We start from the raw sequence: 11,916 nt of genomic DNA, 5'->3' as shown, positions 1-11,916 counted from the left end.
GACCATCAGGGCATCCCGGTGGGGTACTTCGCCACGTTGTCCTTGTCGATGATGAAGGCCGGCACGTCGACCCACGCGGGCACCGTCTTGCCGTCGAGCAGCCAGAGGGCCGTCTTCACGCCGGCAGCGCCTTCGGTGCTCGGCCGTTCGCTGACCGTCGCGGTGTAGCTGCCACCGTCGGCTATCTTCTTCTTGGCCTGCGGGATGCCGTCGGTGCCCACGATGATCACCTTGCCGGTCAGGCCCTTCGCGTCGACCGCGGCCTGCACCCCGAGCGCCATGGTGTCGTTCTGGGAGTAGAACGCCTTGATGTCGGGGTTGGCGGTGAGCATGGCGGTCGCGATGGTCTGCGCCTGGTTGGTGTCCCACTTCGCCGTCTGGGCCGCGACGAGCTTGAGGTTCGGGTGCTTGGCGACGCCCGCCGTGAAACCCTTGCCGCGGTTGAGCGCGTTCGACGAGCCCGGATCGCCTTCGATCTGCGCGACCTTGCCGCCGTCCGGCAGCTTGGTGGCGATGTAGTCGGCGGCGGTCAGCCCGATGGTCTCGGCGTCGGGTCCGACGTAGACCACACCGGGAACGGTGCCCTTCGCATCGTTGAGCACGATGGCCGGGATGCCCTTGGCCAGGGCCGCGGTGAACACGCTGTCCAGGGCGGTCGCGGAGATCGGCGAGGCGAGGATGGCGGAGCAGCCCTGATTCATCGCGCTCTGCGCCTTGTCCAGCTGCTCGGTGATCGACGCCTCGTCGTTCACGGCGAACGTCTGGGAGGCGACATTGAGCTTCTTGGCCTCCGCTTCGAAGCCGGTGCGTTCGAAGCCCCAGAACTCGTTGGCCAGGGTGCGCGTGACGTAGCAGAGTTTGGTGTCCGGCTTGACCGTCGGCGCGCCGAGGGACTTCTCCACCTCGGCGATGTCGGTCTGCTGGCCGGCCTTCACGAGCGAGGCGATGGTGGCCGAAGATCCTGAATCGGCGGCGGAATCTCCCCCGGGGGTCGCGGTGCAGGCGCCCAGCGGGAGGAATGCCGCGGCAGCCGTCGCAAGGACCGCGAGCGGGCGCAGTCGTCTGTTCATGGTCGTGCCTCTCGGGAGGGGTGAGTCATGCGGTGATCGGTTCGAGCCGGATGTCACTTCCGGACGAGCGCCTCGGTTTCCCGGCGCAGCTCCAGTGCGGTGGCGAGGGACTCGTCGATGACGACGTCGTCCCAGCTGACGCTGCGCCCCTTGGGCACGTCGTTCTTGAGCGGGACGTGATGGGCGAGAGCGACGGGCAGCAGTCGCCTGCGGACCGAAGTGCCGGCGGACACGAGCTTGCCCCACACGGTGTAGCCGCCTTCGCCGTCGAGGAGCTCACCGGCGGTGAGGTCCTTCTTGGCCGTTGCGACGACGTCGCCGTAGAAGCCCTTCGGTGAACCGGTGGCCGTACCGCGCAGCACGGCGTTGGCGATCGAGATGTTCAGCTCGAGGCCGACGTAGTGGTAGGGGCGGTAGAGCGCCGCGTACTGCCCGGTCGGGTCGGGGTGCCAGGGGTACTCGGTGAAACAGCCGGACACGTACGCGTTCGTCGCCTTGACGACGACGAACACGCCCTCCTGGGTGTTGAACGGGATCGGCGTCCCGTCGCGGGTCACACTCGACATGACCTCGACCGAGCCCTCGCCGGCGAGCACCCCGCCGACCGCGGCCGGGCGGCAGATCGTGGCAATCTCCTCCACGTTGCCCGGGGTAAAAGTGAGGCCCTCGTCGGAGGGGATGAGCCCGGCCGCGTTCGCGACCGCGGCCATCTCGATCGCCGCCTTGGTGCCGTCCCGGAACGACGTGTGCATGTACGGATTGAGCTGGCCCGAGTCGGTGAGCTCCTTGGAGAACTCCCAGTTGTCCCAGACGTTGTCGGGATTCATCTCGTGGTAGTGCTCGAGGTACTTGGCGCCCTTGCCGGCGCAGGCGACGTCGAATCCGGACGCGCGGGCCCAGTCGACCAGCTCCATGATCAACGCCGGCTGGTCGCCGTACGCCATGGAGTAGACGACGCCGGCCTGCTCGGCGCGGCGGGCGAGCGCAGGGCCGGCCAACGCGTCGGCCTCGACCGTCACCATGACGATGTGCTTGCCCGTACCGATGGCGCGCAGGGCGTGGTCGACGCCGACGATGGGGTTCCCGGTCGCCTCGACGACGATGTCGAGATCGGCGTCGAACAGCGGGGCCGCGTTCGGCAGAACCGCCGTCGTGCGGTCCGCGACGGCCGCGTCGACGTCGGCGGCGACCGCCTCCGCCGGCCAGCCGACCAGCTCGAGGGCGCCCTTCGCCCGTTCGACGTTGGTGTCGGCGATGCCGACTACGTGGATGCCGGGGATGTTGCGCGCCTGGGCCAGGTACATCGTGCCGTACCGGCCGGCGCCGATGAGGCCGACGCGGATGGGCCTGTCGTCGCGTTCGCGCTGCTGGAGCGCCGCATGAAGATTCACGGTCACCTCCACGTTCGTGGGGTACCAGGGCGACGAAGGGCGATCCGGGCCGGCCGGCGGCTCGCCGATGTGTCGCAGAGGTGCGTGGAAACGGTTACAGTTTTGTACCAGCGCGCGATGGCCTCGGTAAATACCGCGTTCACCATCTGTAGGCTGTGGACAACACAGGGAGACTGCCGGTGCGAAAGCCAGCCACGATCCGCGACGTCGCGCGGGAAGCGGGCGTGTCGGTCGCCGTTGTGTCCCGCGTGCTGAACGAGGGCAGTGGCCCGGTCGCCCCGCACACCAGGTCGAAGGTGGTCGACGCGATCGAGCGGCTCGGCTACCGCCCTCGCGCGGCGGCACGCGAGCTTCAGCAGCGTTCGTTCACCACCATCGGCCTGATGCTCACCGACCTTGCGAACCCGTTCTTCGCACGGCTGGCCGACCGGGTGGCCTGGGAGGCGAGGGCTCGTGGCGTCCAGGTCGTCCTGCTCACCACCCAGGAGGACGCGCACCTCGAGGCGGAGTCCGTCGATGCGCTCATCGGCCGCTCCGCCGGTGCCGTCATCGCAACCCCCACCGGCGGCAACCTCGACAAGTGGACTCGGCTCATCGAGCTCGGCGTCCACGTCGTCTTCGTCGACCGCGAGATCGACGAACTGCCCGAGGCCGACGTCGTCGCGATCGGCAACGAACGGTCGGCCGAGACGGCCACCCAGCACCTGCTCGAGCTGGGCCATCGGCGGATCGCGTTCATCTCGGGCCCGCTGTCGACCTCCACCGGCCGCGACCGTGTCATCGGCTTCCGCAGGGCCATGACCCGAGCGGGGGTGGACGTCGACGACCGCCTCATCTGCGCCGTTCCGTTTCGTGGCGACTCCGGAAGTGACGCGGTGGGGGCTCTCCTCGACCTGCCCGCTCCCCCCACGGGGTTGATCGTCGGCAACACCGCCCAGGTTCGCAGCGCCCTGCACCGCATCAAGCAGTCGTCGATCGCCGTACCGGACGATCTCAGCCTGATCGTGTTCGACGACAACCCCTGGACCGACCTGGTCTCTCCGTCGCTCTCGGTCATCCGGCAACCGATCGACATGCTCGCGCTGCACTCGGTCGAGCTCGCCACCGGCCGGATGAAGGGCGCACTCACCGAACGCCCCAGGCACATCAGGGTCAACGCCGAATTCATCCAGCGCTCGAGCTGCGCCCCGCCCCCCGCCGCCCCGGCCTGACCAGCTCAGCTGGGTGTACTAGGGCGCGACCTCGCCGGCGGCGGCCGGCGGGGCGACGCGCCCGTGCCGCACGGAGACCGCCGCCAGGGCCGATCCCACGATCAGCAGGACGACGCACTGCCCGAGCCCCGCGCGTCCCGGCACGACGTACTCCTGCGTCGGCGCGTCGAGGCCGATGGTGTCGAGGAGCAGCACCGCGTGGAGGGCGAGCACCGGGGGAGTCAGCAGCGCCAGGGTCAGCGGCCAGGTCGACGCGCGGCCCGCCCGGGTCAGTGCGGCGATTCCCGCGATCGTCAGCCCGGCGCACCACAGACCCGTGCCGCCGGCCATGACGGACGCCAGCAGGAACTGGTCCGGGAAGTGGAAGATCAGCAGTTCGACGCCGGTCAGCACCGCGACGCCGGCGGGCAGGGCGACCAGCCAGGGCCGCAGCCGGACCGGCGGGGCGTCGGAGTGGAACGCGACCAGGGCGAGCAGCGGCAACGCGTCGAAGGCGAGCCAGGAGAGCTGCCAGGTGGCGTTCGCGCCGTGGTCGGCGTACAGGCGGGTCAGTCCTCCCACCAGCACCGGGGCGAAGGCCACCACCGCCAGGACCCGGGCCGCGCGCCGGTGACCGTGGAGCGCGGCCAGGTAGGCGGGCAGCCACAGCAGGCTCGACATGCTCCACAGCGCCTGCCACCAGCTGGTGAAGCCCTGCGCCGGCTCGGGCAGGCCCGGCAGCTGTTCCACGGACCAGATGCCCAGCACCACCCCGGTCAGGGCGAACACCGTGTGGGCCAGCAGGCCGATCAGCGCGATGCGGCGTACGGCCTCGCCCCACGCGACGTAGCCGGGCTCGCCGCCCAGCCGCAGGCGTACCGCCAGCACGGCGATGCTGGCCACCTCGGGCCAGCGGGGGCTCGAGATGTCGACACCCTCGAGATCGTCGGGCCGGGACCGGTACGCCCGCTCCAGGAACGTGGCCGTCATGTCGTCCGCCCACTTGTCACGGTACGAGCGGGGGAGCAGCTGGAGCGCCCGGCGGTAACGCTCCTCCAGCAGGCTGGTCATGCGATCCCCTCCGCCGGACGGGTCGCGGCCAGGCGGCGGCTCGCGGCGGTCGCGTTGGCGCGATGGCGGTCCACCTCGGCCGTCAACGCGGCGAGGCCGTCGTCGGTGAGCCGGAAGTAGCGCCGCAGCCGGCCGTTGTGCGGCTCCTCCCGGTCGAGCTCGACCAGGCCGTCGGCCACCAGCCGGTCGAGCATCCCGTAGAGGGTGCCCACCTTGAGCACGACCCTGCCCCCGGACAGCTCCTCGACATCTCCCATGATCCCGTAGCCGTGCCGCGGGGTATCCACGAGTGAGGTCAGGATGAAGAACGCCTGCTCGATCATCGCCTTGGTTGCCACGCTACCTAATATCATGCACGGCAGAGTATTGCGCAAGACCCGATATCAGCGGACCACGGTCACCGTGCACTTCGCGTACGCCGACACGTGCTGGCTGACCGAGCCGAGCACCAGCCCTGCGAAGCCCCCGTGACCGCGCTGCCCCACCACCAGGAGATCGGCGCCGGACGACTCGTCGATCAGCACCTTCGCCGGGGTGCCCTGTTTGACCACCGGCCGCACCAGCACCGGTGGTTCCTCGCCGAGCTCCTCCTTGATGACCTGCAGAAGGTCGTCGGCGGTGCGCTGGCTGGGGTCCGGCACGTACCGCTCCGACACGCTGATACTGCCCGCCGGCGGCAGCAGCGTGTGCTCCCACACGTTCACCACCACCAGATCGGCTCGATGCTCTGCCGCCTCGGCGGCGGCCCAGGTCAGTGCCTTGCGGCTCCCGGGCGATCCGTCGACGCCGACCACGATGGTCTGCCATTCGCTCACCGTCGTCTCCTCTCCTTGGCAGCCGGTGCCCTCCAGAGTGGTCGAGATCTTGGCCGGCCGCCATTCGTGCGGTTCAGCGAGTATTCACGCTGGTCGTCGCTTCCAGTTGCGAGCTGGTCACAGCGGGCTTAGCTTCGCATCGATGGTCGCACTTTGATTGCGTCGGCCGAAGGGGGTCCCATGACCACCACCACGAATGCCGCAACCGTCTCGCCCGAGGCCGGCCAGGTGGAGCGCAAGCCGCTGATGTCCGGCTCCGCCCTGCTGATGATGAACCTCGGCTTCTTCGGGGTCCAGTTCAGCTTCGGCCTCACCCAGTCCGCGGTGAACCCGCTCTTCCTGCTGATCGGGGCCAAACCCGACCAGCTCCCGATCCTCAACCTGGCGGGCCCGGTCACCGGCCTGCTCATCCAGCCGCTGATCGGGGCGATCAGCGACCGGACCTGGCATCCACGCTGGGGCCGGCGCCGCCCGTTCATCACGGCCGGAGCGCTGCTCTGCGCGGTGATCCTCTTCCTGTTCCCGTTCGTCGGCATCCTGTGGCTGGCCGTGGTCTGCTTCTGGCTGCTCGACGCCGGCAACAACACCTCGATGGAGCCGTACCGGGCGTTCATCTCCGACCGGCTGCCGAAATCCCAGCTGGCGCGCGGCTTTCTGACCCAGAGCATGTTCACCGGGGCCGGCGCGGTGCTGGCGAACCTGTCGCTGTTCATCCTGGAGAAGGTGTCGCCGCTGCAGCGGACCGCCGGCAACGGGGTGCCCTACTGGATGTACGTGTGCTTCATGATCGGCACGGTCTGCATCCTGCTGACCGTGCTTACCGCGATGGCTCGTACCAGGGAACTGACCCCCTCGGACGATGAGATCGCGGAGATGCGCGCCACGCCGAAGGGTCTGCAGCACGCCGTCCGCGAGATCGCGGACGCCGTCCGGTCCATGCCGGTCGCCATGCACAAGATCGGCGTGGTGTTCCTCTTCCAGTGGTACGCGATGTTCATCTACTGGCAGTTCGTGGCGGTCAGCCTCGGTCAGACGGTGTTCGGCGCCACGCCGGAGGAAGGCGGGCCGGCCTGGGAGGAGGCGATCGGGTGGAGCGGTCTGGAGAACGCCGCCTACAACTTCGTCACCATGGTGTCCGCGCTCTTCCTGGTGGGCTTCGCCCGGCGGATCGGCGCCAAGCGGGTGCACGCGGTCGCCCTCGGCCTCGCGGCGCTGTCGCTCGTCTGGCTGTCCCGCATCGACAACCAGTACGTGGCGCTGCTCCCGATGATCGGCGTGGGCATCTTCTGGGCGAGTGCGGTCGGCGTGCCGTACCTGATGGTGGCCAGCATGGTCCCGGCCAAGCGCACCGGCGTCTACATGGGCATCCTGAACATGATGATCGTGGTGCCGATGCTGATCCAGACGGTCACGTTCGGCTGGATCTTCCAGCACCTCCTGGACGGCAAGGGCAGCAACGCGATCATGCTCGCCGGGGTCCTGCTGGGCATCGGGGCCCTCGCGATGCTGTGGGTCAACCCGCCCGACGAGGCGGACGAGTCGCCGATCGTGCCGCTCGGCAGCAGGCGCAGCATCACCGTCTACGACCGGGTCGTGGTCGGCTCGGACGGCACGCCCACCAGCCTGTACGCCGTGGACCGCGCCGCCGAGGTGGCGCAGGCCGCCCAGGCGCGGCTGGTCGTGATCACGGCCTACCGGGAGGGCGGCGAGAGCGCGTCTCCGGGCGCGGCCGCAGGCGTGCACCGTGACCTGTACGGCGTCGACGCCGCCCGCGAAGCCCTGCAGAAGTCGGTCACCGGGCTGACCCAGGAGCGGGCGCGCTTCATCGATCAACGGCTGGTGGCCGGGGACCCGGCGCAGGCGCTGCTCGACGCGGTCGGCAACAACCCGGCGAACCTCATCGTCGTCGGCAACCGGGGACTGGGTGCGAGCGAGGGTCAGCTGCTGGGGTCGGTGCCCGCCGGCGTCGTGCGCAACGCCGTCTGCGATGTGCTGGTCGTGCAGACGTCGGCGCTGGACGAGGATCGGGTCTTCGCCGGACAGGGCGGCGGGAACCGGCCCGAAGTCGCCGGCGCCGACACCGGTCCGGAGGCCGGGCCGCCGCCTCGGTGACGTCCCGCCCCGACCCTGAGCCGGGCCCGGAAACGGTGACCCCCGCCGGCGTCGTCCACGTTTCGTGGACGGCTTCGGTGGGGGTTTCTTCGTGAGGCGCCGGGCAACCGACAGGATTGCTCCTGCCGGTTGCCGCCCCCTAAGGCCCGCGGCTGTCATCGCCGTGCCCCTTAGTCCCCGTGGGGTGGCGCGTTGGTCCAGAACACAGCTGTTGCTCTAGATTCTGCATTGGACCACGCATGTTGCTTGCTGTCGGTGACTATACGCTCTCGAGCGGCGCCACTGTCAACGAGCGTATCGCCCTCCGGTGATGTGTGATACAGCCGTTTATTCGATGTCCATCTAGGAGGACTGGTGACGGGAGACCAGACGGGGTCCGCGGGGCGCGACATGCCGCACCTCGAGACCCTGGCGGACAAGCTGGAGTTCCTCTTCGACCGGGTACGCCCCACCGGCGACGAGCTCGGGCCGCACGAGGAGACCGGCCGCAGGTACACCACCAAGGAGATCGCCAACAAGATCAATGTGGCGGCCGAGCGCGACGGGACCGGCGTTACGATCAGCGCCGCGTACGTCGGCGAGATGCGGCGCGGCATCACCACCGACCCGCGTACCTCGCACGTCAAGGCGCTGGCCCAGGCGTTCGGGGTCGATCCGGCCTTCTTCGTGGACAGCCGGATCACCCGGCGGGTCCAGGAGCAGATCGATCTGCTCACCGAGCTCCGGCAGATGAAGCTCCAACAGGTGGCGCTGCGCCGGGTCCTGCGCCAGCAGGGCCTCTCGGACGACAGCACCCGCCTCATCGAGCAGGTCGTCGACCGCTGCCGGAAGCTGGAGGGACTGGACGAGGACGGCCGGGGATGACGGCCGGGCGGGAACGGGGTGTCCAAGGTGGTCGATGGCTGACATCATGCCCACGGGGAGGGCGGAGACATGGCGGACCGAGGGATACGTAGGAGATGCGAGGCGATCCTCGCGGAACTCGACCTTCCGGACGCCCTGGGCGTCCAGGATCTGTGCGACGTGATCGCCGAACGCCAGGGCCGGCCGATCCACCTTCTCGGCGAGAGCCTGCCGGCCGACAGCCCGTGCGGGCTCGCCGTGCGCACCGACCGATTCGACGCCATCTTCTATGAGGCCAACACCAGCCGGCTGCACCAGGAGCACATCATCCGGCACGAGCTCGGCCATCTGATCTGTGGTCACCTGACCGCTCCCGTCCTCGACGCCGAGGCGTCCCGGCTGCTGCTGCCCAACCTCGATCCGTCGCTGGTGCAGGCCGTGCTCGGCCGCACCAACTACAGCGAGGTCGAGGAGAAGGAAGCCGAGATGATCGCCTCGCTGCTGCTGCGCCGGTTCGTCCTCAGCCGTTCCCGGGAGACGCCGCGGGAGGATCCCGCCTCGTCGCCGGTGCTCGGCCGCCTGCACCACACGTTGATCGATCCGTAAGGTGAGCCCGTGTCGAAGGTGATCTACCCGGTCGTGGCGCTCCTCGCCCTGATCGCGCTGGCGTACAAGATTCCGCCCCTGCTCCGTGACCCGCGCAGTCCCACCCGGCGTGCCCTCGTGGCCATGCTCGCGTGCCTCGCCTGGGCTCCGCTGGTGAACACGCCGTTCGTCTACGTACGCTTCGACGCGCTCGTCGGCGTGCCCAACCTGGCCCGCCTGATCGCCCACTACGGCATCATCGGCTTCGCGGTGTCGGTGCAGATGCTTCTCCTGCACTGGACCGTCGAGCGCCCGGCGGCCCGGAGCACCTGGATCCGGCTATCCGCCGTGGCCACGGCGGTGGTGGCGATGGCCGTGTTCTTCGTGCTGGCACCCCTCGACGTGTCGCTCACCAGCGATTTCACCGCCCGGTACGGCAACGCGCCCTACATGGCCGCGTACATGCTGGTGTATCTCGGCTACTTCGTGGTCGCGCTGGTCGACATCCTGCGCCTGTCGTGGCGCTTCACGGGGCTCACCCGGCAACCGTTCCTGCGCATCGGGCTGCGGCTGGTCAGCTACGGCGCCGTCTTCGGCCTCGCCTACTGCCTCGAGAAGGGCTTCTACGTGGCGGCCCGCAACGCCGGTTACGAACCGTTCCCGGCGGAGGTGCAGGAGCAGATGTCGCCACTGCTCACCGGCCCGGGCTGCGTGCTCATGCTGATCGGCTTCACCATCCCGTCGTGGGGGCCGCGGGTGTCCGCCGGCCGTGCGTGGGTGCAGCGGCTGCGGACGTACCGGAAGCTCTATCCGCTCTGGAAGATCCTGTACGAGGCCACGCCGGAGATCGCCCTCGACCCCGAGCACGCGCACCGTGGCTCCGTCCGCGACGTCGAATACCGGCTGGTCCGGCGGGTCGTGGAGATCCGGGACGGCTGGCTCGCGCTCCGGCCCTACTTCGACGCCCGGGTCGCGCGCGAAGCGGCTGTGCGGTCCGACGGGCCGGGCCAGGAGGACGCGGTCCACGCGGCGGTGCTCGTCGCGGCGGTCCGGGCCAAGGCGCGGGACGAGAAGCCGGCCGAGCTCTACACCGCCGACCCGCAGGGCGGCACGGACATCGCGGAGGAGACGGCCCAGCTGCTGCGCATCGCCCGGAAGCTGAGACCGTCCGGCGTGGACATGCCCGCGGCCGCGACGGGAGCGGGGGTGGCACGGTGAACGAGGCCCTGCGGCACATCGAGGCGTTGGCCGCGCTGCTGCCGGACGCCCAGCGCAGCGCCCACGCGTACGCCCGCAGCATCGACCTGTTCTCGGGGTCCGACGACGTCGCGGCGGCCCACCCGGCCGGGCGCGCCTATGTCGCGGCGACCAGGATGGCCCTGCTGCACAGCGAGGTGAGCGAGGCGCTGCAGGAGATCCGCAGCCGCTCGCTGGATCTGGACCCGGCCGCGCGCCGCCCGGACGACGCCCTGAGCCTGGAGCTGGCCGACATCCTGATCCGGACCCTGGAGCTGTCCGAGTATCTGGGGGTCGACCTGGGCGCCGCGCTGGTAGCCAAGACCGCCGAGACGCTGAGCGGGTACCGGCACGGAGGGGTCCGCTTCTGACCCGCGGTGATTCAGCCCAGGGTCACCGGCAGGGCGACGAGGCCGCGGGTGCGGTAGGACGGCCGCCAGCGGACCTCGCCGGCCGGCACCGCCAGCCGCATCCGCGGAAAGCGGCGCGCCACCGTGCCGATGGCGATCTCCAGCTCGATGCGGGCCAGGGGTGCCGCCAGGCAGTAGTGGACGCCGTGGCCGAAGGTGAGGTGCGCGCCGGAGCGTCCCGGCTGCACCTCGTCGGGCGCGGGAAAGGCCTCGGGATCACGGTTCGCCGCACCCACGACGAGGAGCACGGTCTCGCCGCGGGGCACGACCACGCCGGCGATCTCGATGTCCTCGGTCGGGAAGCGCCGCAGGACCACGGGAGCGGGCGGTTCGAAGCGCAGCAGCTCCTCGACGGTCGAGCCCAGCTGCGCCGGGTCGAGCGGGAACGCGGACCGGCGGAGGAGCGTGAACAGTCCCGTACCGATGGCATGCACGGTGTTCTCGTAGCCCGCGAACAGCAGCAGGAACGCCAGGGACGTCAGCTCGTCCTCGGTCAGCCGGTCCCCGTCGTCGCGCGCCGCGATCAGGGCGGAGAGCAGGTCGTCGGCCGGGTCGGAGCGCTTGGCCGCGAGCAGATCCGCAAGGTACGCGTGGATGGTGCCCACGGCCCGCGCCGCCGCGGCACGGTCCCCCTTCGGCGGGCTGACCATCGCGTCGGTCCAGGACCGGAACTCGTGCCGGTCCGCCTCCGGAACGCCCAGCAGGTCGGAGATGACCGCCACGGGAAGGGGGCCGGCGTAGTCGCGGACGAGTTCCGCCTCGCCGTTTCCCGCGACCGCGTCCAGCAGGGCGTCGGCGGTCTCCTGGATCCGCGGGCGAAGGTTCTCCACCCGGCGCGGGGTGAACGCCTGCGACACCAGCTTGCGGATCCGGGTGTGGTCGGGCGGGTCCATGTTCAGCAGGTTCGCGTCCAGCGCCGGCGGCAGCGAGAAGCCCCGCCAGCTGCCGTTGCCGTTGCTCTTGTCCACCGACAGCCGGGGATCGGCCAACAGCGTGCGGACGTCCGCGTACCGCGTCACCAGCCAGGCCGGCGCCCCGTCGGGCAACTCCACGCGGCAGGCCGGGGCCGTCTCCCGGAGCCGGCGATAGAGCGGGTACGGGTCGTCGAGGAAGTCCTCGGAGATCGGCAGGGACACCGTGGTCATCGCGTGACACCCTCCTGTCCGGCTCCCCGCTCATGAAGAAAGGTCGGG

12 protein-coding genes are annotated in these 11,916 nt (G+C 70.1%); 6 read left to right on the top strand and 6 right to left on the bottom strand.

The annotated features are described in order from the left end of the window. Positions 1-5: 5 nt before the first annotated feature. Positions 6-1,070 (bottom strand): substrate-binding domain-containing protein, encoded by a 1,065-nt coding sequence (locus tag AB0368_RS29520; RefSeq protein ID WP_366157268.1) that lies wholly within the window; start codon positions 1,068-1,070, stop codon positions 6-8. Between the two features lie 53 nt (positions 1,071-1,123). Beyond that, positions 1,124-2,461, bottom strand: a complete 1,338-nt coding sequence (locus tag AB0368_RS29515) for a Gfo/Idh/MocA family oxidoreductase (RefSeq protein ID WP_366157267.1) — start codon at positions 2,459-2,461, stop codon at positions 1,124-1,126. A 179-nt stretch (positions 2,462-2,640) separates the two neighbouring features. Between AB0368_RS29515 and AB0368_RS29510 the strand changes: the two genes are divergently transcribed. Then, positions 2,641-3,672 carry a LacI family DNA-binding transcriptional regulator gene (locus tag AB0368_RS29510; protein WP_366157266.1) on the top strand — a complete coding sequence of 344 codons (1,032 nt, stop codon included), beginning with the start codon at positions 2,641-2,643 and terminating at the stop codon, positions 3,670-3,672. Between the two features lie 18 nt (positions 3,673-3,690). On the opposite strand, the gene AB0368_RS29505 is transcribed toward AB0368_RS29510, so the two are convergent. Genes AB0368_RS29505 through AB0368_RS29495 form a run of 3 tightly spaced genes read right to left on the bottom strand, consistent with a single transcriptional unit; the run spans position 3,691 to position 5,537 of the window. After that, positions 3,691-4,722: a hypothetical protein gene (locus AB0368_RS29505; RefSeq protein WP_366157265.1), complete on the bottom strand. Its 1,032-nt coding sequence runs from the start codon at positions 4,720-4,722 to the stop codon at positions 3,691-3,693. Beyond that, the gene (locus tag AB0368_RS29500; RefSeq protein WP_366157264.1) at positions 4,719-5,060 is read right to left on the bottom strand and encodes a PadR family transcriptional regulator; all 342 of its coding nucleotides are present in this window, start codon (positions 5,058-5,060) and stop codon (positions 4,719-4,721) included. Before AB0368_RS29500 ends, AB0368_RS29505 begins: the two co-directional genes overlap by 4 nt. A 45-nt stretch (positions 5,061-5,105) precedes the next feature. Then, positions 5,106-5,537 carry a universal stress protein gene (locus AB0368_RS29495; RefSeq protein ID WP_366157263.1) on the bottom strand — a complete coding sequence of 144 codons (432 nt, stop codon included), beginning with the start codon at positions 5,535-5,537 and terminating at the stop codon, positions 5,106-5,108. 180 nt (positions 5,538-5,717) lie between these two features. Here AB0368_RS29495 and AB0368_RS29490 point away from each other — a divergent pair, with 180 nt between their 5' ends. The 5 genes from AB0368_RS29490 (at position 5,718) to AB0368_RS29470 (ending at position 10,684) form a co-directional block, all read left to right on the top strand. Continuing rightward, the gene (locus tag AB0368_RS29490; protein WP_366157262.1) at positions 5,718-7,649 is read left to right on the top strand and encodes an MFS transporter; all 1,932 of its coding nucleotides are present in this window, start codon (positions 5,718-5,720) and stop codon (positions 7,647-7,649) included. Positions 7,650-8,039: 390 nt separating this feature from the next. Then, positions 8,040-8,513 carry a hypothetical protein gene (locus AB0368_RS29485; RefSeq protein ID WP_366157333.1) on the top strand — a complete coding sequence of 158 codons (474 nt, stop codon included), beginning with the start codon at positions 8,040-8,042 and terminating at the stop codon, positions 8,511-8,513. Between the two features lie 69 nt (positions 8,514-8,582). Beyond that, positions 8,583-9,098 (top strand): hypothetical protein, encoded by a 516-nt coding sequence (locus AB0368_RS29480; protein ID WP_366157261.1) that lies wholly within the window; start codon positions 8,583-8,585, stop codon positions 9,096-9,098. Between the two features lie 9 nt (positions 9,099-9,107). Then, positions 9,108-10,295 (top strand): MAB_1171c family putative transporter, encoded by a 1,188-nt coding sequence (locus AB0368_RS29475; protein WP_366157260.1) that lies wholly within the window; start codon positions 9,108-9,110, stop codon positions 10,293-10,295. Then, positions 10,292-10,684 carry a hypothetical protein gene (locus AB0368_RS29470; RefSeq protein WP_366157259.1) on the top strand — a complete coding sequence of 131 codons (393 nt, stop codon included), beginning with the start codon at positions 10,292-10,294 and terminating at the stop codon, positions 10,682-10,684. The genes AB0368_RS29475 and AB0368_RS29470 overlap by 4 nt, the downstream gene beginning before the upstream one ends. 11 nt (positions 10,685-10,695) lie before the next feature. Here AB0368_RS29470 and AB0368_RS29465 read toward each other — a convergent pair whose 3' ends face one another. Next, positions 10,696-11,868 carry a cytochrome P450 gene (locus tag AB0368_RS29465; protein ID WP_366157258.1) on the bottom strand — a complete coding sequence of 391 codons (1,173 nt, stop codon included), beginning with the start codon at positions 11,866-11,868 and terminating at the stop codon, positions 10,696-10,698. Positions 11,869-11,916: the final 48 nt, after the last annotated feature.

Origin of the sequence: Actinoplanes sp. NPDC051475 (genome assembly GCF_040689425.1) — a bacterium.
Classification (GTDB): domain Bacteria; phylum Actinomycetota; class Actinomycetes; order Mycobacteriales; family Micromonosporaceae; genus Actinoplanes.
The sequence above is the reverse complement of the archived record's forward strand: the minus strand, read 5'-3'. Positions and strand labels throughout refer to the sequence as shown.

What these genes read in the sequence shown, in the direction of transcription:
- AB0368_RS29480 (WP_366157261.1), top strand. Translation starts at nt 8,583, where the DNA reads ATGGCGGACCGAGGGATACGTAGGAGATGCGAGGCGATCCTCGCGGAA.
- AB0368_RS29485 (WP_366157333.1), top strand. Translation starts at nt 8,040, where the DNA reads ATGCCGCACCTCGAGACCCTGGCGGACAAGCTGGAGTTCCTCTTCGAC.
- AB0368_RS29490 (WP_366157262.1), top strand. Translation starts at nt 5,718, where the DNA reads ATGACCACCACCACGAATGCCGCAACCGTCTCGCCCGAGGCCGGCCAG.
- AB0368_RS29465 (WP_366157258.1), bottom strand. Translation starts at nt 11,868, where the DNA reads ATGACCACGGTGTCCCTGCCGATCTCCGAGGACTTCCTCGACGACCCG.
- AB0368_RS29505 (WP_366157265.1), bottom strand. Translation starts at nt 4,722, where the DNA reads ATGACCAGCCTGCTGGAGGAGCGTTACCGCCGGGCGCTCCAGCTGCTC.
- AB0368_RS29520 (WP_366157268.1), bottom strand. Translation starts at nt 1,070, where the DNA reads ATGAACAGACGACTGCGCCCGCTCGCGGTCCTTGCGACGGCTGCCGCG.